Annotated in this window: 26 protein-coding genes; 12 read left to right on the top strand and 14 right to left on the bottom strand. The window is 61.3% G+C overall.

The genetic code is table 11. The features are described from left to right. Window positions 1-38 precede the first annotated feature (38 nt). Together ALTER154_RS05685 and ALTER154_RS05680 are read right to left on the bottom strand one after the other, a co-directional pair. On the bottom strand, window positions 39-320 hold the full coding sequence (locus tag ALTER154_RS05685) for a DUF2218 domain-containing protein (RefSeq protein WP_160085608.1): 282 nt from the start codon (window positions 318-320) through the stop codon (window positions 39-41). 25 nt (window positions 321-345) lie between these two features. Next, window positions 346-987 carry an NAD(P)-dependent oxidoreductase gene (locus ALTER154_RS05680; RefSeq protein WP_160085607.1) on the bottom strand — a complete coding sequence of 214 codons (642 nt, stop codon included), beginning with the start codon at window positions 985-987 and terminating at the stop codon, window positions 346-348. A 100-nt stretch (window positions 988-1,087) separates the two neighbouring features. Here ALTER154_RS05680 and ALTER154_RS05675 point away from each other — a divergent pair, with 100 nt between their 5' ends. Continuing rightward, window positions 1,088-1,978 (top strand): LysR family transcriptional regulator, encoded by an 891-nt coding sequence (locus ALTER154_RS05675; RefSeq protein WP_160085606.1) that lies wholly within the window; start codon window positions 1,088-1,090, stop codon window positions 1,976-1,978. Window positions 1,979-2,009: 31 nt separating this feature from the next. Here the strand turns inward: ALTER154_RS05675 and ALTER154_RS05670 are convergent, their stop codons facing one another. Next, window positions 2,010-2,414, bottom strand: a complete 405-nt coding sequence (locus tag ALTER154_RS05670; RefSeq protein ID WP_306108825.1) for a DUF2218 domain-containing protein — start codon at window positions 2,412-2,414, stop codon at window positions 2,010-2,012. A 345-nt stretch (window positions 2,415-2,759) separates the two neighbouring features. Between ALTER154_RS05670 and ALTER154_RS05665 the strand changes: the two genes are divergently transcribed. Then, complete coding sequence (locus ALTER154_RS05665; protein WP_090249509.1) at window positions 2,760-3,647, top strand: PA4780 family RIO1-like protein kinase; 888 nt, start codon at window positions 2,760-2,762, stop codon at window positions 3,645-3,647. 87 nt (window positions 3,648-3,734) lie between these two features. Here ALTER154_RS05665 and ALTER154_RS05660 read toward each other — a convergent pair whose 3' ends face one another. After that, on the bottom strand, window positions 3,735-4,604 hold the full coding sequence (locus ALTER154_RS05660; protein WP_160085605.1) for a neutral zinc metallopeptidase: 870 nt from the start codon (window positions 4,602-4,604) through the stop codon (window positions 3,735-3,737). A gap of 71 nt (window positions 4,605-4,675) precedes the next feature. Further along, a complete protein-coding gene (locus tag ALTER154_RS05655; protein WP_160085604.1) occupies window positions 4,676-5,116 on the bottom strand; it encodes a DUF411 domain-containing protein in 441 nt (146 codons plus the stop codon). Window positions 5,117-5,242: 126 nt separating this feature from the next. Between ALTER154_RS05655 and ALTER154_RS05650 the strand changes: the two genes are divergently transcribed. After that, on the top strand, window positions 5,243-5,629 hold the full coding sequence (locus ALTER154_RS05650; protein ID WP_160085603.1) for a DUF4345 domain-containing protein: 387 nt from the start codon (window positions 5,243-5,245) through the stop codon (window positions 5,627-5,629). 2 nt (window positions 5,630-5,631) lie between these two features. Here the strand turns inward: ALTER154_RS05650 and trmA are convergent, their stop codons facing one another. Then, entirely contained in the window at window positions 5,632-6,720 is a 1,089-nt protein-coding gene (gene trmA / locus ALTER154_RS05645; protein ID WP_160085602.1) for a tRNA (uridine(54)-C5)-methyltransferase TrmA, read from the bottom strand. A 53-nt stretch (window positions 6,721-6,773) separates the two neighbouring features. Next, on the bottom strand, window positions 6,774-8,066 hold the full coding sequence (locus tag ALTER154_RS05640; protein ID WP_160085601.1) for an NCS2 family permease: 1,293 nt from the start codon (window positions 8,064-8,066) through the stop codon (window positions 6,774-6,776). A 185-nt stretch (window positions 8,067-8,251) separates the two neighbouring features. Here ALTER154_RS05640 and ALTER154_RS05635 point away from each other — a divergent pair, with 185 nt between their 5' ends. Then, a complete protein-coding gene (locus ALTER154_RS05635) occupies window positions 8,252-8,806 on the top strand; it encodes a DJ-1 family glyoxalase III (RefSeq protein WP_160085600.1) in 555 nt (184 codons plus the stop codon). A gap of 4 nt (window positions 8,807-8,810) precedes the next feature. Here the strand turns inward: ALTER154_RS05635 and ALTER154_RS05630 are convergent, their stop codons facing one another. Continuing rightward, window positions 8,811-10,040: an MFS transporter gene (locus ALTER154_RS05630; RefSeq protein ID WP_160085599.1), complete on the bottom strand. Its 1,230-nt coding sequence runs from the start codon at window positions 10,038-10,040 to the stop codon at window positions 8,811-8,813. Window positions 10,041-10,365: 325 nt separating this feature from the next. On the opposite strand from ALTER154_RS05630, the gene ALTER154_RS05625 reads away from it, so the two are divergent. Genes ALTER154_RS05625 through ALTER154_RS05615 form a run of 3 tightly spaced genes read left to right on the top strand, consistent with a single transcriptional unit; the run spans window position 10,366 to window position 12,969 of the window. Next, window positions 10,366-11,805 (top strand): cytochrome ubiquinol oxidase subunit I, encoded by a 1,440-nt coding sequence (locus ALTER154_RS05625; RefSeq protein WP_160085598.1) that lies wholly within the window; start codon window positions 10,366-10,368, stop codon window positions 11,803-11,805. Between the two features lie 2 nt (window positions 11,806-11,807). Then, window positions 11,808-12,815, top strand: coding sequence for a cytochrome d ubiquinol oxidase subunit II (cydB, locus tag ALTER154_RS05620; RefSeq protein ID WP_160085597.1), 1,008 nt, complete (start codon window positions 11,808-11,810; stop codon window positions 12,813-12,815). A gap of 10 nt (window positions 12,816-12,825) precedes the next feature. Then, window positions 12,826-12,969 carry a DUF2474 domain-containing protein gene (locus ALTER154_RS05615; RefSeq protein ID WP_160085596.1) on the top strand — a complete coding sequence of 48 codons (144 nt, stop codon included), beginning with the start codon at window positions 12,826-12,828 and terminating at the stop codon, window positions 12,967-12,969. A gap of 97 nt (window positions 12,970-13,066) precedes the next feature. Here ALTER154_RS05615 and ALTER154_RS05610 read toward each other — a convergent pair whose 3' ends face one another. Then, window positions 13,067-14,191: a class I SAM-dependent methyltransferase gene (locus ALTER154_RS05610; protein ID WP_160085595.1), complete on the bottom strand. Its 1,125-nt coding sequence runs from the start codon at window positions 14,189-14,191 to the stop codon at window positions 13,067-13,069. 391 nt (window positions 14,192-14,582) lie between these two features. Between ALTER154_RS05610 and ALTER154_RS05605 the strand changes: the two genes are divergently transcribed. Beyond that, a complete protein-coding gene (locus ALTER154_RS05605) occupies window positions 14,583-15,578 on the top strand; it encodes a DctP family TRAP transporter solute-binding subunit (protein WP_160085594.1) in 996 nt (331 codons plus the stop codon). Between the two features lie 109 nt (window positions 15,579-15,687). Next, window positions 15,688-16,461, top strand: a complete 774-nt coding sequence (locus ALTER154_RS05600; RefSeq protein ID WP_160085593.1) for a ferredoxin--NADP reductase — start codon at window positions 15,688-15,690, stop codon at window positions 16,459-16,461. A gap of 3 nt (window positions 16,462-16,464) precedes the next feature. On the opposite strand, the gene ALTER154_RS05595 is transcribed toward ALTER154_RS05600, so the two are convergent. The 3 genes from ALTER154_RS05595 to ALTER154_RS05585 form a co-directional block, all read right to left on the bottom strand. Then, window positions 16,465-17,490, bottom strand: a complete 1,026-nt coding sequence (locus tag ALTER154_RS05595) for a CNNM domain-containing protein (RefSeq protein WP_160085592.1) — start codon at window positions 17,488-17,490, stop codon at window positions 16,465-16,467. Window positions 17,491-17,603: 113 nt separating this feature from the next. After that, entirely contained in the window at window positions 17,604-18,017 is a 414-nt protein-coding gene (gene mscL, locus ALTER154_RS05590) for a large-conductance mechanosensitive channel protein MscL (RefSeq protein ID WP_160085591.1), read from the bottom strand. Window positions 18,018-18,084: 67 nt separating this feature from the next. Then, window positions 18,085-18,831 (bottom strand): EAL domain-containing protein, encoded by a 747-nt coding sequence (locus ALTER154_RS05585; RefSeq protein WP_160085590.1) that lies wholly within the window; start codon window positions 18,829-18,831, stop codon window positions 18,085-18,087. 137 nt (window positions 18,832-18,968) lie between these two features. On the opposite strand from ALTER154_RS05585, the gene ALTER154_RS05580 reads away from it, so the two are divergent. The 3 genes from ALTER154_RS05580 to radA all read left to right on the top strand — a co-directional run bounded on the left by ALTER154_RS05580 (window position 18,969) and on the right by radA (window position 21,007). After that, the gene (locus ALTER154_RS05580) at window positions 18,969-19,208 is read left to right on the top strand and encodes a YdcH family protein (protein WP_090249465.1); all 240 of its coding nucleotides are present in this window, start codon (window positions 18,969-18,971) and stop codon (window positions 19,206-19,208) included. Window positions 19,209-19,295: 87 nt separating this feature from the next. Beyond that, window positions 19,296-19,574 carry a YdcH family protein gene (locus ALTER154_RS05575; protein WP_160085589.1) on the top strand — a complete coding sequence of 93 codons (279 nt, stop codon included), beginning with the start codon at window positions 19,296-19,298 and terminating at the stop codon, window positions 19,572-19,574. Between the two features lie 68 nt (window positions 19,575-19,642). Then, on the top strand, window positions 19,643-21,007 hold the full coding sequence (gene radA / locus ALTER154_RS05570; protein ID WP_160085588.1) for a DNA repair protein RadA: 1,365 nt from the start codon (window positions 19,643-19,645) through the stop codon (window positions 21,005-21,007). Between the two features lie 245 nt (window positions 21,008-21,252). Here radA and ALTER154_RS05565 read toward each other — a convergent pair whose 3' ends face one another. Together ALTER154_RS05565 and glyA are read right to left on the bottom strand one after the other, a co-directional pair. Beyond that, window positions 21,253-21,624, bottom strand: a complete 372-nt coding sequence (locus tag ALTER154_RS05565) for a PilZ domain-containing protein (RefSeq protein WP_090249454.1) — start codon at window positions 21,622-21,624, stop codon at window positions 21,253-21,255. Between the two features lie 136 nt (window positions 21,625-21,760). After that, window positions 21,761-23,014, bottom strand: coding sequence for a serine hydroxymethyltransferase (gene glyA, locus ALTER154_RS05560; protein WP_160085587.1), 1,254 nt, complete (start codon window positions 23,012-23,014; stop codon window positions 21,761-21,763). Window positions 23,015-23,129: the final 115 nt, after the last annotated feature.

Here is a 23,129-nt window from a genome sequence, read left to right as displayed (position 1 = left end):
TTGCTGGGCTCAGGCCGTTGTTCCCTACTCAGCAGTGGTTATTCCCAGTCAAGGCTGAGTTCGGCTTGCCAGGCGAAGCGTTCAAAATGCCGACTGACGACCTGTTTCAGGCTTTCCAAGCCTTCGCTGCTGGCGCTTTGCACACTCAGGCGCAAACCGTCGGTCTCGGCCTGCAGCAGAGCGAGGCCGCTGTCGAACTCGATACGGCCGTGGTGTTCATCGAAACTTACCGGAATCTTGTGCGCGAAGTGTTTGCATAGCCGGCTGATATAGCGGGCAGGTGTATCCGTGGCGACATAGGCGCTGGCGTTCAGTGGCATGGGGGTCTCCTGGTCAAGTGACGGATTAATAGCCAACGGTAAAGCGTTGGCGCAGGTGATGTGGGCGCTCCAGCTCATCAATGATGGCCACGGCCAAATCGGCGACCGAGATCTGCGCCGGGGCGTCACCATTCATCAGCAACTGATCGCCGCCGATGCGGAACTGCCCGCTGCGCGCGCCGGGCTGCAGCAGCGCCGGTGGCGAGATAAAGCTCCAGGCCAGTGCAGTTTCAGCCTTGAGCAGGTTGAGGGCCTGCCGCGCGCCCTCGGCGCCTTCCTTGTATTCGGCGGGGAAGTCCGGGGTGTCGATCAATTGCAGGCCCGGTGCGACATACAGGCTGCCCGCGCCGCCGACCACCAGCAGTCGCTGCACATCGACCTGTTTGCTGGCCGCGATGATCGCCTGGCTGCCCTTGATAAAGCGTTCGCGAATATCCGCTGTGCCCCAACCGGGATTAAAGGCGTGAATCACTGCATCGTGGCCCTTGAGGTGTGCGGCCAGCGCCTCGACGTTGTAGGCATCGCCCGCCACGGCGTTAAGCGCAGGGTGCTGTGGCAGTTTCGCGGGATTACGAACGATGCCGGTGACCTGATGGCCACGGTCCAGGGCTTCTTGCAGAACAGCAGCGCCAACAAAGCCGCTGGCGCCGATCAGGGCGAGTTTCATGGGGTTCTCCAGGTGCGATTAGGTGACAGCAATAATCGCAGCTGGGTAAAGGGCAGAAAAATAGGCTAAAAAGGCTTTAACTATTAAGAAGGGCTTACGAATGGAGCAGTTAAAGCGCATGGCGGTGTTCGCCACCGTAGTCGACCGAGGCTCCATGGTGGCGGCGGCTGAAGTGTTGGGGATGACGGCCTCAGCAGTCAGTCAGCAGATTCGTAAACTGGAAGACAGCACCCAGGTCAGCCTGCTGCATCGCACCACGCGCAAGCTGACCCTGACCGAGGCGGGCGCGACCTTCTATCAGAGTTGCGCTCAGGTGCTGGCACTGGCGCAGCAGGCCGAACAGCGCCTGGCCGAGTTACGCGATGCCCCGGTCGGCGAGCTGCGTATTGCCGCGCCGGTGGGGTTTTCCGGGCGGCGGCTCAGCGCGGCGCTGGCGCCGCTGTTGCAGGCGCATAGTGGCCTGAGCCTCAAGCTGTTTTTTCAGGATGAGCAGGTCGACCTGGTCGAACAGCGCATCGACCTGGCCATTCGTGTCGGCCATCTGGAAGACTCCAGCCTGGTGGCGCGGCATATCGGTGATACACGCATGTTGCTGTGCGCTGCGCCGGCCTATCTGCTGCGCAAACCGCCGATCACTCAGCCTCAGGACCTGATCGGCCTGGACTGGCTGATTTTGCACAGTGACAGTGCGTTCAACTTGCTGGAGCTGCATGGGCCACACGCCCAGGTCGAGAAGCTGCGTGTGGAAAGCCGGGTGGGCTGCAACAACATCCTCGCCGTGCGCCATTTCACCTTGGCCGGTATGGGTGTGTCGCTGCAACCGGAGCAGGAAGTGCTCGAAGAGTTGGCCAATGGCAGCTTGCGTGAGCTACTGCCGCACTGGCGCCTGCCGCCGTTTGGTATTTATTTGGTGACACCGCGCCGCGATGCACAACCGGCCAAAGTGCGTTATGCCATCGAGGCGCTGCGGCAGCAGTTATTGGCACCCTGAGGTGCTCACCTGCGTGGTGGGGTGTCGTGGGCTACTGCCACGCGAGGTCTAACTCGCCTTGCCAGGCAAAGCGCTCGAAGTGTGTGGCTATCAGGTGCTTGAGCTTGTTCAGGTCCTGCGGGTTATTACTCAGGACCGTGATATGCAGGCCGGTGCGATCCGCATGCAGATGCGAGAGGCCGAAGGCAAATTCGATGCGCCCGTGGTGGTCACCGAAACTGACGGGCAGCTTGTGCGCAAACTGCGCACACAGGCGGCTGATGTAGCGTGCAGGCGTATCGGTGACGACATGGCTGGAGGCGATGTGCAGCGCGGCGATGCCATTGCAGCGTTTAGGATGCGCGTGGCGCTTGGCGGCCAGACTGCCCAATGCGTTGCGCGCCTGAAGATGTGGCTGCTGGGGCAGGGTGCTGCTGCCAGATTGGGCATGTTTCACAGTTGTTTCCCCCAATCATGCAGGCTCAGGCGAGGCGCCTTCGCGGGGTGGCGGTAAGGGTCCTTGCGCGTGGCATGACCGGCTGGCGAATATACAGCGAATGGGACAGTGTTAAATCCCTTTTGGTTGCATGGCGCGTGTGTTTGTAACACCGGGTTTGCTGCATGTGCGCCACTTAACACACCGCTAAGCGGCATGATTGAGCGATTTACTCAGCCTTCGATCGGTCTGGGTGGCGCCAGGTAATGCGGGGTGTGCTGACAGGAGGGTGGGCGCTGCGTAAAGATTGCCGTATAACGGGCGGCAGAGTCGACTTGGGCAACACAGGACCCCTGATTAAAGCTGATGAAGACGCCAAAACGTATTGAGCCCCTGGTCGAAGCCGGGCTGGTCGATGAAGTGATACGCCCGCTGATGAGCGGTAAAGAAGCCGCGGTCTACGTGGTGCGCTGCGGTGAGGAACTGCGCGTCGCCAAGGTCTACAAGGAAGCCAATAAACGCAGTTTTCGCCAAGCCGCCGAGTACCAGGAAGGCCGCAAGGTACGCAACAGCCGTGATGCCCGGGCCATGGCCAAAGGTTCGAAGTACGGCCGTAAGGGCCAGGAAGATGCCTGGCAGAATGCCGAGGTTGCCGCCTTGTTCCGCTTGGCCAACGCCGGGGTGCGGGTGCCCAAGCCGTATGACTTCCTTGAAGGCGTGTTGCTCATGGAACTGGTCGATGACGGTGAGGGCGACGCGGCTCCGCGCCTCAATGATGTCGACCTGCACCCGGACGATGCCCGCGAATTCCACGCTTTTATGATTCATGAAGTGGTGAAAATGCTCTGCGCTGGCCTGGTGCATGGTGACCTGTCGGAATTCAACGTGCTGCTTGATCCGGGTGGCCCGGTGATTATCGACTTGCCGCAAGCGGTGGATGCGGCCGGCAACAACCATGCGTTCAAGATGCTTGAGCGCGATGTGCGCAACATGGCTGAGTATTTCGGTCAGTTTGCCCCGGAATTGAAATTCACCAAGTACGCCAAGGAAATGTGGGCGCTCTATGAGGCCGGTGAACTGACCCCGGAGAGCCCGCTGACGGGTGAATTCGATGACCCGGAAGAAGAAGCCGATATCGATGCGGTGATGCGCGAGATCAAGGCCGCCTTGGCCGACGAAGCGCGCCGTCAGGCGCTGCTGAATGCCGAAGACGAACCCAAAGGCGAAGAGCCACCACCGCCTTGGGCGCAATAGACAGGGCGTGCCGCTGATAAAAAATGCCGCTTACCTGATCAGGTAAGCGGCATTTTTTGCGCTGAATATCTTGGCCGTTTGTCTGGTTTACAGCCGCGTGGCTTTGAACGTATCGCAGCGGCCGACATCGCCGCCGTCGAAACCGGTCTTGAACCAGCGCACGCGCTGCTCTGAGGTGCCGTGGGTAAAGGAGTCAGGCACCACCTGGCCACGGGCCTGCTTCTGCAAGCGGTCATCGCCGATGGCATTGGCGGCGTTCAGCGCCTCTTCAATGTCGCCTGGCTCCAGCCAGTCATGGCGCTGCTGACCGTGATAGGCCCACACCCCGGCCAGGCAGTCGGCCTGCAACTCCTGGCGTACCAGTAGCCCGTTCGCACCCTCCACCCGTTCGCCGCGTTGGCGGGCCTCGTTGACCTTGGCCGAGACGCCGAGCAGAGTCTGCACGTGGTGGCCGACTTCATGGGCAATCACATAGGCTTGGGCAAAGTCGCCGGCGGCGCCAAAGCGTTGTTCCAGCTCGCGGAAGAACGCCAGATCGATGTACACCCGCTGATCGCCTGGACAATAGAACGGCCCGACTGCCGAGTTGGCAAAGCCACAGGCGGAATTCACCCCGCCGCGAAACAGCACCAGGGTCGGGTCCTTGTACTGCCGATTGGCGCCCTGGAAGATGTCCCGCCAGGTGTCCTCGGTATCGCCGAGCACGGCGCGGACGAATTCCGACTGCTCGTCATTGGCGGCAGGCGTTGAGCGTTGCGGCGCGCTGACCGAACCGCCCTGCATGGCTTGCCCGGCCAGCTGGCCGAGGATCTGCATCGGGTCCTGGCCGCTGAGCAGGCCGACGATCACCACGATGGCTACTCCGCCCAGGGTCAGCCCTTTGCCGCCGCCCATGCGTGAGCCGCTGCCGCGCGCATCCACCACGTTGTCACTGCGTCTTCCGCGTTTCCAGCGCATCGCTATCATCCTGTGTGTATGCCGAGCGTGAGTGTCGTCCGCAGGCTTGAACTACGCCAGTGCAGTGTCACTTATTCAATGGTGGGGTATTCGCTGATCACCCGCTCGGCGCCTTGCTTATCCAGGCCGATGACTTGATAGGCGTCGCGTACATTGCCGTATTCCATACCCGGTGAGCCGGCTGGCATGCCGGGTACGGCAGCGCCGAGCAGGTCGGGCTGTTTGCGCATTTTGAGAATGTCGGCGGCCGGTACATGGCCTTCAACAAACTGGCCGTTGATCACTCCGGTATGGCAGGACGATAGGCGCGGCGGCACGCCCAGGCGCTGTTTGACCGCACTCATATCGGTTTCTACATGATCAACAACCTTAAAGCCGTTGTCCTGCAGGTGGCTGATCCAGGCCTTGCAGCAACCGCAGTTGGCATCGCGATGCACGTCGATGGTCAGGGGTTCGGCGGCGAAACTCAGGCTGCTGACAAACAGCCCGGCGAGAACAAGCAACTGGCGCATCGGGTAACTCCTGGCAGGTGAAAGGCTGAGCATAGCGCCGGGTGGCCGTGGCCAACCACCGGCGATTTCCGAATCGGACGGGCGCAGCTTATGCTGCGTGCTCGATTTCAGGGGGGAGGGGTGTTCATGTTGTTTGCACGCGCAGTACTGGTGATTCAATTGTTGGCATTGGCGGGGCTGGGGCTGGCCTATTTTGTGCGCCCCCATGAAATGGCCAACCTCAGCGGTATGTTGCTGATGTCGCCAGCGGCCGCCACGGATATGCGGGCGTTCTACGGTGGCTTGCAACTGGGGCTGGCGGCGTTTCTCGGCTTGTCGCTGAGTCGGCTGGACCTGACGCGCGCTGCGCTGACTCTGCTGGTGCTGCTCTACAGCGCGCTGGCGTTGGCACGCATTGGCGGGCTGTGGCTGGATGGTGGCGCGCAGCAGACGTTCAACCTCTACGCGCTGTTGTTGGAAGTGGTATCGGCGGGGCTGAGCTATTGGGCGCTGCGCGGCTTGCAGCGCCTGTAGGCTTAACGGCGCTCCAGCAGCACACCCGACTCCATATGGTGGGTATAGGGGAACTGGTCGAACAGCGCGCAGCGCGTCACCTTGTGAGTGTCGTTGAGTTGGGCGATGTTGGCGGCCAGGGTCTCCGGGTTGCAGGAGATGTACAGAATGCGCTCGAAGCGTCGTGTCAGCTCGCAGGTGTCCGGGTCCATGCCGGCGCGCGGCGGGTCGACGAATACGCAGCCGAAGTCGTAACTTTTCAGATCGATGCCGGCTAAGCGGCGGAACGGTCGCACGTCATTCAGCGCTTCGGTCAGCTCCTCGGCAGAGAGGCGCACCAGCGTGATGTTGTCCACGCCGTTGTCGGCCAGGTTGGCCAGTGCGGCGTTGACCGAGGACTTGCTGATCTCGGTGGCCAGCACCTTGCGCACGCGGGTGGCCAGCGGCAGGGTGAAGTTGCCGTTGCCGCAGTACAGCTCAAGCAAATCGTCCGAGCGTTCGCCAAGCGCATCATAGGCCCAGGCGAGCATCTTCTGGTTCACTTCACCGTTGGGCTGAGTAAACGCGCCCTCCGGTTGGCGGTAGCTGAAGGTGCGTCCGGCGACCTGCAGTTTCTCCTCGACATAGTCCTTACCAATGACGATGCGCTTGCCCTTGGAGCGGCCAATGATGCTGACCTGCAAATCGGCCGCGAGCTTTTCAGCGTCGGCCTGCCAGGCGGCATCCAGTGGGCGGTGGTAGCACAGGGTAATCAGTCCGTCGCCGGCCAGGGTGGTCAGGAACTCGACCTGGAACAGCTTGAAGCTCAGGGCGCTGCTGGCCTGCCAGGCAGCCTTCAGGCGCGGCATCAGCGCATTGATCTGCGCGCTGGCGATGGGGAAATCTTCAAAGAAAATCGGCTTGAGGTTATCGCCGGCTTCGAACATCGCGTAGTGGCGATCCTCACCTTCACGCCACAAGCGGAATTCGGCGCGCAGGCGATAGTGCTCGCGCGGCGATTCGAATACGTCGGGTGCAGGGGCGTTGAACGGTGCCAACAGCTCGATCAGGCGCTGCTGCTTCTCCGCAAGTTGGGCGGCGTAGTTGGCGGGATCGAACTGGGAACGGCTCATGCAGGACTCTTTTCAAATGGAGGCGGGTGAGTAAGGGCTCACCCGCTGGGTCATCAGGCGAAGTACGCCAGTTTGATCGCAAACAGCACCGAGAGCACTACCAGCGCCGGGTTGAGGTCGCGCCAGCGGCCGGCCAGCAGCTTGATCAGGGTCCAGGCGATAAAGCCGAAGGCGATGCCGTTGGCAATCGAGAAGGTCAGCGGCATGGCCAGGGCGGCAACTACCACGGGGGCGGCGACGGTGAGGTCGTCCCAGTCGATCTGCGCCAGGCTGCTCATCATCAGCACGGCGACAAACAGCAGTGCCGGTGCGGTGGCGAAGGCCGGTACGGCGCCGGCCAGCGGGGCGAAGAACAGCGCCAGGAGGAACAGCATGGCCACCACGCAGGCGGTCAGACCGGTGCGCCCGCCGGCACTGATGCCCGCAGCGGACTCGATATAGCTGGTGGTGGTCGAGGTGCCCAGCGCCGCGCCGGCCATCGTCGCGGTGCTGTCAGCCAGCAGGGCGCGGCCGAGCTTTGGCATCTTGCCGTCCTTGTCCAGCAGGTTGGCTTTTTGCGCCACGCCGACCAGGGTGCCTGAGGTGTCGAACAGGTCAACGAAGAGGAAGGCGAAGATCACGCTGAGCAGGCCAATATCCAGCGCGCCCATGATGTCCAGCTGCATCAGGGTCGGGGTCAGTGACGGTGGCATCGACACCACGCCATTGAGCTGCGACAAGCCGAACAGAATCGACAGGCCAGTGACCAGCAGAATGCCGATCATCACCGCGCCGGTTACGCGGCGGTAAGCCAGCGCGGCAATTACGAAGAACCCCAGGCAGGCCAGCAGTGGGCCGCCCTTGCTCAGGTCACCGAGGCCGACCAGGGTGGCCGGGTTGTCCACCACGATGCCAGCGTTTTTCAGCGCAATGATGGCCAGGAACAGGCCGATACCCGCCGCGATACCCGAGCGCAGGGCCAGCGGTATGCTGTTGATGATCCACTCACGGATCTTGAAGATCGACAGCAGGAAGAAGATTGCGCCGGAGAGAAACACCGCGCCGAGAGCAGTCTGCCAGGTGTATCCCATGGTCAGCACCACGGTGTAGGTGAAGAAGGCGTTCAGGCCCATGCCCGGTGCCAGGGCAATCGGGTAGTTGGCCAGCAGGCCCATGATGGCTGAACCAATCGCCGCTGCCAGGCAGGTGGCAACGAATACGGCACCTTTATCCATACCGGTTTCGGCCAGCATGTTGGGGTTGACGAAGAGGATGTAGGCCATGGTCAGGAAGGTGGTCAGGCCCGCCAGAAGCTCGGTGCGCACCGTGGTGTTGTGGGCTTTGAGTTGGAACAATCTTTCCAGCATGTAGAGCTCCCCGTAACGGCCTTCTTGCCGTGTTTATGCAAACCGAAAGCAAAGCACATCCACGCGTGGGTGCATGTTTTTGCTGGCGATCTGGAAAAAGGCGCGCATCATATCAGCTCGTCTGGAACGGGTGAATTTATGACCGCTCGGACAGTTTATGCACGGCCAGAACAAGGAGCGAAACGATGACTGCACGGGCTCTTATCAGCGTTGCCGATGGTGTTGAAGACCTCGAATGCGTAACCCTGATTGATGTACTGCGGCGGGCCGAGGTTGAGGTGGTGGTGGCCAGCATCGAAAGCCGACGGATGATCACCTGTGCCCGTGGCACGCGATTGACCGCCGACACCATGCTGGTCGACGTTCTGGCCCAGCCCTTCGACCTGATCGTGCTGCCCGGCGGCATGCCTGGCGCACAACACCTCGCCGAGCACGAGCCGTTGGCCGAGCGGGTGCGCGAGCAGGCCAAGGCCGGCAAGCTGTTTGCGGCGATCTGCGCGGCGCCCGCCGTCGCCCTGCAGCAGTACGGTGTGCTCAGGCAGCGGCGCATGACCTGTTATCCGGCGTTCAGTGATCGTCTGAGCGGTTGCGTGTTTGTCGATCAGCCAGTGGTGGTCGATGGCAACTGCATCACCAGTCAGGGCCCCGGCACCGCCCTGGCGTTTGCTCTGACCCTGGTCGAACAGCTGTGCGGCAAGGCCGTGCGCAAGCAGGTCGCCGAGGCCATGCTGGTCGGCTAACCCGTTAGTCGCTGGTTCGCTCTGGGCCTTGCGGATGCATATGATCGCGCCTGGCCAGCTCGGGGAACAGGCGGATCCATATCCCGGTAACCAGAATCGCCCCCACGCCGCCGATCAGCACTGCCGGTACGGTGCCGAACCAGGCCGCGCTGACCCCAGCGCGGAAGTCGCCGAGCTGATTGGACGCACCGATAAACAGGCCGTTGACCGCGCCGACCCGGCCGCGCATCTCGTCCGGGGTTTGCAGTTGCACGAAGGCGCCGCGAATCACCATGCTGATCATGTCCGCTGCGCCCAGCACTACCAGCGCTGCCAGGCTGAACCAGAGTGAGGTGGACAGGCCGAAGCCGATGGTCGCCACGCCGAAGATCGCCACCGAGGTAAACATCACCGGGCCGACCCGCCGCTCAATGGGAAACCGCGCCAGCCACAACGACATCAGCAGCGCACCCACCGCCGGTGCCGAACGCAGCAGGCCGAGGCCCCAGGGGCCGGTGAGCAGGATGTCCTTGGCAAACACCGGCAGCAGTGCGGTGGCGCCACTGAGCAGCACCGCCAGCATGTCCATCGACACCGCGCCGAACACGGCAGGGCGGCTGCGAATAAAGCGAAAGCCGGCCAGCAGTGAATCCAGCGAGACCTTCTGTTTCAGCGGCAGCTGGCGCGCCGGCAGGCTGAGCATCAGGCTCAGGGCGCAGCCATATAACAGCACGGCCGGGCCGTAGACCCAGTGCGTGCCGAGCGCATAGAGCAAACCGCCCAGCGCCGGCGCGATGATGGTGGCGGCCTGCATGGCCGATGCGGAGGCTGCCACGGCGGCGGGAAACAGCCCCGGCGGCACGATATTCGGTAGCAGAGCTTGGGTGGTCGGCATCTCAAAGGCGCGGGCGGTGCCGAGCAGAAAGGCAATCACGAAGATCATTTCGCGGCTGATGCTGCCGGCGCTGCTACCCAGCAGCAGGCCCAGGGCAATCAGCCCCTGGGCGCTCTGGCAGAGCGCCGCCACCTTGCGCCGATCGAAGCGGTCGGCGACATGCCCGGTGAGCAGGATAAACAGGATCTTCGGCAGAAACTCGATCAGCCCGACCAGGCCGAGGTCCAGCACGTTGCCGGTCAGCGAATACATCTGCCAGCCAATCGCCACGGTAATCATCTGGAAGCCGCTGGCCGTGAACACCCGGGCGAACCAGAAGGCCAGGAATGGACGGTGCTGACGGAGCAAAAGCTGTGACATGGCCGAAAAGGCTCGAGTGATACTGGGGGAGGTGCAGCCTAGGGGCTTGGTGTGAGCTTGCACAAGCTGCCAGAGGCAGATTGTGTCTGCGCGCAATGCTTGTGGCAGCCGGTCGCGCGACAATCGACCACAGCTGAACTTGCACCTGCAAACGCTACTCTCTGTACATGCATTGACCCGCGTCAACACCTTCGGCGCGCGGTTGTGAGGGCTTTGCCCAGCTCGCTAGTTGCCTCACCCAGAGCAATAATTCCCCTGACTGATTACCCGTGACTGGCATGCGCGCCCGTGGCCGTGCCCCGTATCACCTGACTGAGGAAACGCCATGTTTGGATTGGAGGCTCTCGACCTCGCCCGAATCCAGTTCGCTTTTACCATCTCCTTTCACATCATCTTTCCGGCCATCACCATTGGCCTGGCCAGTTACCTGGCGGTGCTTGAAGGGCTGTGGCTTAAGACGGGCGAGGAGGTGTACCGCGACCTGTACCACTTCTGGGCGAAGATATTTGCGGTCAACTTCGGCATGGGCGTGGTCTCCGGTCTGGTCATGGCCTATCAGTTCGGCACCAACTGGAGCGCGTTTTCCGACTTTGCCGGAGCAGTCACCGGACCGCTGCTGACCTATGAAGTGCTGACCGCGTTCTTCCTTGAGGCGGGTTTTCTCGGCGTCATGCTGTTCGGCTGGAACCGCGTCGGCCCGGGCCTGCACTTCTTCTCCACGGTGATGGTGGCGGTCGGCACGCTCATTTCGACCTTCTGGATTCTCGCCTCCAACAGCTGGATGCACACCCCGCAAGGCTTCGAAATCATCGACGGGCGGGTGATTCCGGTGGACTGGTTCGCCGTGGTGTTCAACCCCTCGTTCCCGTATCGCCTGCTGCACATGGCTACAGCGGCGTTCCTTGCCACGGCGTTCTTCGTTGGCGCGTCGGCGGCCTGGCACCTGCTGCGCGGTCGCGACAACCCGGCGATCCGCAAGATGCTGTCGATGGCCATGTGGATGGCGTTGATCGTTGCGCCGATCCAGGCGGTGATTGGCGACTTCCACGGCCTGAATACCCTCAAGTATCAGCCGGCGAAGATCGCCGCCATCGAAGGCCACTGGGAAAATCATGGCGATGAGCCGACTCCGCTGATCTTGTTCGGCTGGCCGGATATGGACGCCGAAGAAACCCGCTTCAAAATTGAAATTCCCGCCCTCGGCAGCCTGATCCTGACCCACAGCCTGGACAAGCAGGTGCCGGCACTCAAGGAGTTCGCCAAGGAAGATCGGCCTAACTCAACCATCGTGTTCTGGACCTTCCGGATCATGGTTGGCCTGGGCATGCTGATGATCCTTACCGGTCTTTGGGGCCTGTGGCTGCGCAGTCGCGGCAAGCTGTTTCAAAGCCGGCCGTTCCTCCATCTGGCCGTGTGGATGGGCCCGTCGGGGGTTATTGCCATCCTTGCTGGCTGGTACACCACTGAGATCGGCCGTCAACCCTGGATCATCCAGGGGCTGATGCGCACCGCGGATGCTTCCTCCGGGCACAGTTTTGCGCAGATGAGCCTGACTCTGATCCTGTTTGTGGTGGTGTATTTCGCCCTGTTTGGCGCCGGCATCAGCTACATGATGCGCCTGGTGCGCAAAGGCCCTATCACCGACGAAGGCAAGGAAACCGCCGAGGGCGGCCCAGGCCAGAAACGTACGCCGTCGCGTCCGCTGTCCGCGCCCGAAGAGGGCCTGGAAGAAGGTGAAACTGATTCGCTGGCTGAGAGGAGTTGAATATGGGCATTGATCTCTCGCTGATCTGGGCCGTGATCATCGCCTTCGGCGTGATGATGTACGTGGTCATGGACGGCTTCGACCTAGGCATTGGCATCCTCTTCCCCTTCGTCAAAAGCGAAGGCGAGCGCGATGTGATGATGAACACCGTGGCGCCGGTCTGGGACGGTAACGAAACCTGGCTGGTGCTCGGTGGTGCGGCGCTGTTCGGCGCCTTTCCGCTGGCCTACGCGGTGGTGCTCAGCGCGTTGTACCTGCCGCTGATCTTTATGCTGCTGGGGCTGATTTTTCGCGGTGTGGCGTTCGAGTTCCGCTTCAAGGCCAAGGCCGCCAAACGCCACCTCTGGGACAAGGCATTTATCGGCGGCTCACTGACCGCGACCTTCTTCCAGGGCGTGGCGCTGGGGGCCTATATCGACGGCTTCGAGGTGGTCGACCGGGCGTATGCAGGTGGCGCGCTGGACTGGCTGACGCCGTTCTCGCTGTTCTGCGGCCTGGCGCTGATTGCCGCCTACGCCTTGCTCGGCTGTACCTGGCTGATCATGAAGACCGAAGGCCGCCTGCAACAGCAGATGCATGACCTGGCGCGGCCGCTGGTGTTCGTCCTGCTTGGCGTCACTGGCATCGTCAGCCTGTGGACGCCGCTGGCACATGCCGACATCGCCGAGCGCTGGTTCAGCCTGCCGAATATCTTCTGGTTTATGCCGGTACCGTTGCTGGTGCTGCTGTGCACCTGGGCGCTGCTGCGCGCGGTGGCGCGTAACGCCAACTACGCGCCGTTCCTGCTGACCCTGACGCTGATCTTCCTCGGCTACAGCGGCCTGGGCATCAGCCTGTGGCCGAATATCATCCCGCCGTCGATCAGCATCTGGGACGCCGCCGCACCGCCGCAGAGCCAGGGTTTTATCCTGGTTGGCGCGCTGTTCATCATCCCCTTTATCCTGATGTACACCGCCTGGAGCTACTACGTATTCCGCGGCAAGGTTACGGAAGAAGATGGCTACCACTAAGGTGCGAGTGATGAGCGACATCGAAGAGAAAAAACCGCTGTGGCAGCGGCTAGGTTGGCTGGTGCTGATCTGGGCTGGCAGCGTGCTGGCCCTGGGCGCGGTGTCCTATCTGCTGCGCCTGTTTATGCAAGCGGCAGGGATGGGCACGCCGTAAGCGCGATAGTGGTGATCACTGTAGGAGACGCTTTGGCGACGAGCGTTTGCTGACGCCCTGTCGCGGCTGAAGCCCCTTCCACCGGGCTTCAGCGCGCTTATTTGATCGCTTTAAGCACCACAAACTTCGGCGTTGCCGCCACCTGTTCGACGCCACGGAACAGCCGTTTCAGCTTGGCGTGGTAGCCCAGGTGGCGGTTGCCGACTATCCACAATTCTCCGCCGGTGACCAGCGCGGCGCGGGCCTGTTGGAACATGCGCCAGGCGAGAAAGTCGCCGACCACCTGTTGCTGGTGGAACGGCGGATTGCACAGCACCAGATCCAGCGAGTCAGCCGTCTGCTCGGCCAGGCCATCGCCAGCGCGGATTTCGACCGGGCGTTCGCCCAGCGCCGCACGCCAGTTTTCCTCGGCCGATTGCACTGCCATATACGACTCATCCACCAGCGTCAGCTCGGCCTGCGGGCTGCCCAGCGCATAGGCAATGCCGAGCACGCCGTTGCCGCAACCGAGGTCAGCCACGCGCACGCGGCTGAGGTGTTTGGGCAGGTGCGGGAGGAAGGCGCGGGTGCCGATATCCAGGTCTTCGCGGCAGAACACATTGGCGTGGTTAAGCAGCTCGATGGCCGGTTTTTCCAGGCGATAACGCGTCGGGTAGGGCGATACGGGCGCAGGCTTGGCTTCAGGGGTGGCAAACAGCAGGCGGGCTTTTTTCACCGCCAGTGAGGCTTGCACCGGGCCGATATATTTCTCCAGCAGATCACCGGCAGCACGCGGCAGGTGTTTGACCATGGCGGTGGCAATCACCTGCGCGTTTGGGGCGAGCTGGCCGTGCAGGCGAATCAGTTGCTCCTCCAGCAGCGCCAGGGTTTTCGGTACGCGCATCAGTACCACGTCGAATGGCCCTTGGGCGACTGCGCTGGCCGGTACAAACGTTACGGCATCCGTAGGCAACTGATTGCGCAGCAGGTTGACCTGCAAACCCAGATGGCCGAGGTGTGAGTCGCCACTGCTGGTCACGCGCGCCTGCCCAGCGAGGCTGGCTGCCAGGGCACCGAAGCTGTCATTCAGCACCAATACGCGCGTGCTGCTCGTCAGCCCTTGTTCATGCAGATGGTTGAGCAGGTATTCGTCTGCCGCATCGAACGCCTGCAGCGGCTCGTGGGGCTGGTCGGGTTGGCGAAGCAGGTCGAGCTGGGCGAACGGGGTGCTGAACACAGGCATGGAAAACTCGGGTGCAGGCCGCAAGGGCGCGATAAAAAGTGCAGTTGGTCGCTATTGTCGGTGCAAGTGGCGGAAAAGTCTCGAAACTGAGAGCTGGTTCAGCAAATCGCAGTTGTGCCGCACGCGGCTTTACCGAAGAATGCCGCCCCCTTGTGGATCTGCTCAGTCGTGTCTGATACCCGTCAGTCAGCAGGCATGAGTCAGCAAGGTCGGCATTCAAATAATAACCAGGCTCCGAGCACTACGCCCGGCTGCGATCTGGTAGCGCCTGATGATCAGGACCGTGCAGCACTCTGCCGCGTCCACCGAATCATCCATAGCCCACCCCCCCCACTCAATGAGGCCTGCCCATGCAGGCTTCACGGCGTTCTATTTGCAAAAAGGTATGTCCATGTTCAAGTCCCTGCTGTCTTTAACCTTCAGCGCATTGCTGGTCGCGGCAAGCCCGGCCCTGGCCGAAGGCACGGCGCCCATCGTGATCAAGTTCTCCCATGTGGTGGCCGAGGACACCCCCAAGGGCAAGGGTGCACTGCTGTTCAAGAAATTGGTCGAAGAGCGTCTGGCCGGGCAAGTCGCGGTTGAGGTTTATCCGAACTCGACGCTGTTCGGTGATGGCGAGGAGATCAACGCACTGCGCGAGGGCAAGGTGCAGATGCTGGCGCCGTCGCTGTCCAAGTTCGAGGCGTATACCAAGCAATTGCAGGTGTTTGACCTGCCGTTCCTGTTCGATGACCTAGAGGCGGTCAAACGCTTCCAGAAGCGTGACAAGAGCCGCGAGTTGCTACACGCCATGTCCAACCAGGGCATCTATGGCCTGGCCTACTGGAACAACGGCATGAAGCAGCTGACCGCCAGCCGCGAGCTGCGCAAGCCCGAGGATGCCAAGGACCTGGCGTTCCGCATCCAACCCTCGTCGGTGTTGCAGGCGCAGTTTGGCCAGCTCGGTGCCAAGACCGTGAAAATGCCATTCGCCGAGGCATTCAAGGCGTTGCAGGCTGGTACCATCCAGGGCACCGAAGGCCCATGGTCGAACATCGCCAGCCAGAAGGTCGACACCGTGCAGCCGTTTATCAGCGAGCTTAATCACGGCTCGCTGAGCTATATGCTGATCAGCAGCAAGGAGTTCTGGACCAGCATCCCCTACAAAACCCGCACCGAGCTGGAAGCGATCATCGATGAAGTGTCCTTCGCGGTGAATAAGGATGCCGAAACGCTGAACAACAATGATCGCGAGCGCATCATCGCCGCCGGCAATGCCAAAGTGGTGACCTTGACCGACGACGAGCGTGCCGCCTGGCGCGCCGCACTGAGCCCGATGTGGAAGACCTACGAAGCGGAAATCGGTGCCGATGTGTTACGTGCCGCGCAGGCAGTCAACCGTCGCTAAGGCCGGGCTTTAAGGCGCAAGGCCAAGAGCCCCCAGGTTTTGCCGGTGTTTGTCCGGCCGGTGTTGCGCCACACTGGGCCTGTGCAATCCGCATAGGTCCGGTGCTCGCATGGTCAGTGACGACAAGTACACGCGGCAAACGCTTATTTCTATTCAGGTCTGGTCGCCCAGCCTGTTTAGCCTGCGCTGTACGCGTGATGCCGGATTTCGCTTTCGCGCCGGGCAGTTCGCCCGTCTTGGCGTAGAAAAGGCCGATGACTCGGTGGCCTGGCGGGCCTATTCAATGGCGTCGGCGCCTCATGATGAGTTTCTTGAGTTCTTCTCCATCGTCGTGCCAGGCGGCGAGTTCACCTCCGAGCTGAGTCGGCTAAAGGTCGGCGACAGCCTGCTGGTGGAAAAACAGGCACTGGGCTTTCTCACCCTCGACCGCTTTGCCGATGGCCGTGACCTCTGGCTGCTGGCCAGCGGCACGGGGCTCGCGCCGTTTCTGTCGATTCTGCAGGGCCTGGACGTGTGGCAGCGCTTTGACCGGGTGGTGCTGGTGTACAGCGCGCGCACGGCCAGTGAGCTGGCCTATCAGCCGCAGATTCACGGGCTGATGCAGCAGGAGCATTTGCAGGAATACGCCGATCGTTTCACCTATCTGCCGCTGGTCACCCGCGAGCAGGTGCCCGGCTGCCTGCATGGGCGTATCACCACCTTGCTGGACAGTGGCGAGCTGGAGCGGGCGGCGGGGCTGAGCCTGGAGCCTGAGCATTCGCGGCTGATGATCTGCGGCAATCCGCAGATGATCGACGACACCCGCGCGCTGCTGAAACAGCGCGACCTGCAGCTCAGCCTGACCCGGCGACCGGGGCAGGTGGCGGTGGAGAACTACTGGTAGCGCTTATTCCTCGCGGATGGCCTTGATCCGGTGTTCCCAGCGGCGCTTGGCGAAGCGGCGCATATTCGGGATGTCGTCGGTTTCGTCGAGGATCGGCTTGCCGATGATGGTTTCCATGATGTCCTCCATGGTCACCAGGCCGCGCCAGCTGCCGAACTCGTCATACACCAGGCACATGTGCTGACGCTCATGCATCATCTGCGTCATCAGGTTTTCGACGTTCATGCTGTCGGAAACCACCTTGAGCGGTTTGAGGATGCTGGACACCGGGGCCTCATCCGTATCGGCGCCCAGGGCGTCATAACGGAACACCACGCCCAGTGGCGCTTCATCCTCACCGATAACCGGGTAGCGGGAAAACTGGCTCTCTTTCACGCGCGCCTTGAATGCGTCGAGGGTGTCATCGGGAGCGGCAAACTCGCAGACAATCCGTGGCGTCATGATGTCGCGCAGCTTGATTTCATGCAGGTCGAGGATGTTGCTGATAACCCGTTGTTCGTCTTCATCGAGCTTGCCCACCTCGCGGCCGAGCAGGGTCAAGGCTTTGATCTCCTGACGGATGTCGTGCTCAGGCTCTTTGCCGCCAAATAGCCGCATGATCATGTCGGACATGAAGATAAACGGCTTGAGCAGCAGGATCATGCCGCCCAGCAGGCTCGGCAGGAATGGCGCCAGGGTTGGCCAGTAACGCGCACCAATGGTCTTGGGCAGGATTTCCGAGAGGACCAGAATCAGCAGCGTCATCACTGCTGAGGCAATGCCCAAGTAGCCGTCGCCAAACACGACTGTGACCTGCGCACCCACGCCGGTAGCGCCAACTGTGTGGGCCACGGTGTTCAGCGTAAGAATGGCGGCCAGAGGCTGGTCGATCTTGTCTTTAAGCCCCTTCAAACGCTCGTAGAGCTTAGGCCTGGTCGCTTTTTGCTGGGCGATATAGCTAGGCGTCAGGGACAGCAGCGCCGCTTCAAGAATCGAACAGATAAAGGATACGAGGATGGATAGAACTGCAAACGCAATCAGGAGGGTCATTGAGGGGGAAAAGTAGCCAAGGGGAGGCTAATTTACACGAACGTGCGTTAGCCCAACGTTCTGTCCTGCAACAAATCATGTACGGGAGGGCCCTCGGCCCTCCACACGGGGCGTCAGTCTCGGCTTTGTTGCGACTTGAGCAAGTCGCGGATCTCGCTCAGCAGTTCCTGATCCTTGGTCGGTGGGGCCGGTGCTGCGGGTGCCGCTTCTTCTTCGCGCTTGAGTTTGTTGAGCACCTTGATGCCCATGAAAATGGCGAATGCGACGATCAGGAAGTCGAGCACGGTCTGGATAAATTTGCCGTAGGCCAACACCACAGCAGGCAGATCGCCTTCGGCAGCCTTCAGGGTGATGGCCAGATCAGTGAAGTCCACGCCGCCAATCAGCACGCCCAGCGGTGGCATCACCACGTCACCAACAAAGGACGAAACGATCTTGCCAAAGGCCGCGCCGATGATGATGCCCACGGCCATGTCGACCACGTTGCCCTTGACCGCAAAGGCTTTGAATTCACTGATTATGCTCATGCTGCGTTCCCTGGTAGGTGAGGTTGCGCTGAGTGTAATCCAGCACGCTCCGCTTGCCAGCTACTTATCAGCCCGGGTAATGGACTTCGGGCAGCGACTCGAACGCAGGTTTAGCCAGCAGGTAGCCTTGGAACAGTTCCACCCCCATGTCGCGTAATGCGTGCAGTTCACCGATGCTTTCGATGCCCTCGGCAATCACCCGGATATTCAGCTTGCGGCACATCTGCAGGGTCGCTTCGACCAGAATCTGCCGCACGCTGTCTTGCTCGATATTGCGGATCAGCTGCATGTCCAGCTTGATCAGGTCAGGCTGAAAGTCGGCCAGGAGATTGAGCCCGGCATAACCGGCGCCAAAGTCATCAATCGCCGTCATAAAGCCCTGTTTGCGGTAAGCGCGCAGGATGCCGGTGAGGTGATCGATATCCAGCACCTGCTCCTGTTCGGTGACCTCGAAAATGATCCGCTCCAGCGGGAAGTTGAATCGCGAAGCGGCCTCCAGCGTGGCGCGGATGCAGGTCTCGGGTTTGTACACCGCGTTGGGCATGAAGTTGATCGAGACCATGGCCGGCACTTGCAGCTTGGCTGCCCATTCCAGGGCCGTAATTCGGCAGGCTTGGTCGAACGGATACAAATTATCCGCGTTGAGCTTGCTCAGCAGGCTGCCAGCGGACTCACCGTTTTTGCCGCGCACCAGCGCCTCGTGGGCGAAAATGGCGCCCGTACTCAGGTTGATAATGGGCTGAAAGGCCATGCTGATGGGGAAATCCAAGCTTTGGCCGTCACGGCAAGCCGAACATCCTGATGTCGTACTCATAACCTGTTCTCGTAAGTGGTTCCTGATGCTTGGGCAAAGATAGCAGAAGTCGCTCTCCATCCGTGTAGCTGGACCGTTTCGGCAGAGCCCGCGCCACTGGGCTAGGCTCAAGGGGAATCCGCCACGAGGATGCCGTTATGCCACTGGAACATCATCCGCTGCACCGCGAGTTTCCCGAGTTCAAGACGCAGCTGCATACCTTGCTGTCCAGCAATGGACATTTCGCTCGCTTGGTCGAGGAGTATGAAGAGCTGGATAAGCGCATCTATGAGGCGGAGAGTGGGCGGGTGGCCATGGATGAGATGTTGCTGCTGGGCCTGAAGATGCAGCGCGTCAGCCTCAAGGATGAATTGGCCGATTTTCTTAGCAGCGCGTAATAACGGTATTGCTTTGATCCGGGTCAAGTGCGGGGCCCGGTTCGAGGGATAGTCTGCAAACAGTGACTATCTCAGAGGGCTACCCGCATGCACGTTGAACACCATCCGCTGATCAAGGATTTCCCCGAACTGCGCGGCGCGCTGCATGAGCTGCGTCTTGGCGATGCCAACTTCGCCCGCCTGGCGGACACCTACGAAACCCTGGATAAACGCATCTGCCGCATCGAGGCGGGCAGCGAACTGCTGGCTGATGAGGCGCTGCTGGCCCTCAAGCAGGAGCGGGTTGGCCTCAAGGATGATCTCGCGCGCCGGCTGAAACGCGCTGCCGGGCAATGTTGTGGCTGTGGTAACGGTTGCAAGGGATAGCTGTGCGGGACTGTAAATATATCCAGCTATTTCGTATGATCCGGGCTCAGCGTTTATAGGAGTCCGGCATGGCCAAGGCCAAGCGCATGTATGGCTGCACCGAGTGCGGCGCCACCTTCCCGAAATGGGCCGGCCAGTGCGGCGAATGCGGGGTCTGGAATACCCTGGTGGAAACCCTGCTTGAAGCCAACGCAGCCACCCCCAGCGGCCGCGCCGGTTGGGCGGGTGATCAGGTGCAGATCAAGACCCTGGCCGAGGTCAGCGTCGAGGAGGTACCGCGTTTCTCCACGGCCTCTGGCGAGCTGGATCGCGTGCTGGGCGGCGGTCTGGTGGACGGGTCGGTGGTGCTGATTGGCGGCGACCCCGGTATCGGCAAGTCGACCATCCTGCTGCAGACCCTGTGCAATATCGCCACGCGCTTCCCCGCGCTGTATGTCACCGGTGAGGAATCCCAGCAGCAGGTAGCCATGCGCGCCCGCCGCCTGGGCTTGCCGGAAGACAAGCTCAAGGTGATGACTGAAACCTGCATTGAAAGCATCATCGCCACCGCGCGGGTGGAAAAGCCCAAGGTGATGGTGATCGACTCGATCCAGACCATCTTTACCGAGCAGCTGCAGTCGGCTCCTGGCGGTGTCGCCCAGGTGCGCGAAAGTGCGGCGTTGCTGGTGCGCTTTGCCAAGCAGAGCGGCACGGCGATTTTCCTGGTCGGCCACGTGACCAAGGAAGGCGCACTGGCCGGGCCGCGTGTGCTCGAGCATATGGTCGATACTGTGCTGTATTTCGAAGGTGAGTCCGATGGCCGTCTGCGCCTGCTGCGCGCGGTGAAGAATCGCTTTGGCGCGATCAACGAGCTGGGCGTGTTCGGCATGACCGACAAGGGCCTGAAAGAGGTCACCAATCCTTCGGCGATCTTCCTCACCCGGGCCCAGGAAGAAGTGCCCGGCAGCGTGGTGATGGCCACCTGGGAAGGCACCCGGCCGATGCTCGTGGAGGTGCAGGCGCTGGTCGACACCAGCCATATGGCCAACCCGCGCCGCGTCACCCTGGGCCTGGATCAGAACCGCTTGGCCATGTTGCTGGCCGTATTGCACCGGCATGGCGGCATCCCGACCTATGACCAGGACGTGTTTCTCAACGTGGTGGGCGGGGTCAAGGTGCTGGAAACCGCATCCGATCTGGCGCTGATGGCTGCAGTGATTTCCAGCCTGCGCAACAAGCCGCTGCCGCATGACCTGCTGGTGTTTGGCGAGGTCGGCCTGTCTGGCGAGATTCGCCCAGTGCCGAGCGGCCAGGAACGTCTGAAAGAGGCGGCCAAACACGGCTTCAAGCGCGCCATCGTGCCCAAGGGCAATGCGCCGAAAGATCCGCCGCCAGGGTTGCAGGTGATTGCCGTCACGCGCCTGGAGCAAGCGCTGGATGCGTTGTTCGAGTAAGAACCTGTTTACGATCTGCTGCGCATCGGCCATCCGGCGTTAAAAACAGCCTCGGAATGCTCATTTACAGCTCGTAAACTGCGCGTGATTCGCTTCGCTCACCCTGCGGGTCAGCCGTTGGCTGTTACTCCGCTGCGCTGCGTTTCTCGGCTGTTTTTGCCTTGTCTGGCTCTAGCTCGCGAAATCGTAAACACGTTCTAAATCTGCTCAGGCAGGATGAAAAAAGGAGGCCGAGGCCTCCTTTTTTATTCGTCTTCGCCGAGGGCGGCGAGTTCGCGTTCCAGCAGGCTGTCATCACCGAGGTTGAGCTCCACCAGGCGGCGCAGGTGGCTGATCGAGTCGAGGTCGATATGCCGGCAGACAAAACCGAGCAGGTCAGACTGAGTACGTGTCAGCACCACTTCCATCCGCACACGGGTGTCATCGGCCAGTTGGATGTTGGCCTCGAATGGCTGATTAGGGTCGCCATTCCAGCCGTTTGGACGCTTGATTAACAGACCTTTCAGCGACACGTCATGCAATTCGACTGCCCAGCGTCGTTCCCCTTGCACGATCTCGGTGGGGGCGTCGAAAGCGATGCGGTGAAAGCGCCGACGCTCATTGGCTGTTTCGCTCATGCAAAGAAACTCCTGCGAGGTTTTATCCACTATAGCCAAGGCTGCTGCCGCTGGCTTGGTTTTATCGCTGCTGAGGGTGGTTCGGCAGGTATAAAAAAGCCCGCCAGGAGGCGGGCTTTTCAGCAGCAGCCGATGTTTAGTTGCCGTAAACCGGGAACTTGGCGCAGACCGCTTTGACTTGCTCGCGCACGCGCGCTTCGACCGTGTCGTCGCCCAGGTTAGCGAGGATCTCGCAGATCCAGCCCGCCAGTGCGCGGCATTCGTCTTCCTTGAAGCCGCGGGTGGTTACTGCTGGGGTGCCGATGCGCAGGCCGGAGGTGACGAACGGCGAACGTGGGTCGTTCGGTACGCTGTTCTTGTTCACGGTGATAAAGGCGCGACCCAGAGCGGCGTCGGCATCTTTACCGGTGATGTCCTGCTTGATCAGGCTGAGCAGGAACAGGTGGTTCTCAGTACCGCCAGAGACCACGTCGTAGCCGTTCTCGATAAACACGCTGGCCATGGCCTGGGCGTTTTTGATCACTTGCTGCTGGTAGGTCTTGAACTCAGGCTGCAGGGCTTCCTTGAAGCACACGGCCTTGGCGGCGATGACGTGCTCCAGCGGGCCGCCTTGGCCGCCTGGGAATACCGCGGAGTTGAATTTCTTCTCAAGCGCTTCGTTGGCGCGAGCCAGGATCAGACCGCCGCGCGGGCCGCGCAGAGTTTTGTGAGTAGTGGTGGTAACCACGTCGGCGAACGGCACTGGGTTCGGGTATACACCAGCAGCCACCAGACCGGCCACGTGCGCCATGTCGACAAACAGGTAAGCGCCCACTTTATCGGCGATGGCGCGGAAACGTGGGAAGTCCAGTACCTGCGAGTAGGCGCTGAAGCCGGCAATGATCATCTTCGGCTTGTGTTCAACAGCCAGGCGCTCAACTTCGTCGTAGTCGATCAGGCCGGCATCGGTGATGCCGTACTGCACAGCGTTGTACATTTTGCCGGAGAAGCTGACGCTGGCGCCGTGGGTCAGGTGGCCGCCGTGTGCCAGGCTCATGCCCAGTACGGTGTCACCGGTTTCCAGCAGGGCCAAATACACGGCGCTGTTGGCTTGCGAGCCGGAGTGCGGCTGGACGTTGGCGTAATCGGCGCCGAACAGCTCCTTGGCGCGGTCGATGGCCAGCTGCTCAACGATGTCGACGTATTCGCAACCGCCGTAGTAACGCTTGCCTGGATAGCCTTCAGCGTACTTGTTGGTCAGTACCGAACCCTGGGCTTCCATCACCGCTGGGCTGGTGTAGTTCTCCGAGGCGATCAGCTCGATGTGATGTTCCTGGCGCTGGGCTTCTTGCTCCATCGCGGCAAACAATTCGGCGTCATAACGGGCGATAGTCAAATCACGGCTGAACATAGCATTCCCCTGAGAAAATCAGCTGGGCGGTAGAAAGAGGGGGCGAATTCTACCTCATCCGTACTAAACAGGCATATGAAGCGTGGTCATCTGGCGGACAAGCGGGGCTCATGCA

It is taken from the genome of Pseudomonas sp. 9AZ, assembly GCF_902506525.1.
GTDB classification, from domain to species: Bacteria; Pseudomonadota; Gammaproteobacteria; order Pseudomonadales; family Pseudomonadaceae; genus Aquipseudomonas; species Aquipseudomonas peli.
The sequence above is the reverse complement of the archived record's forward strand: the minus strand, read 5'-3'. Positions and strand labels throughout refer to the sequence as shown.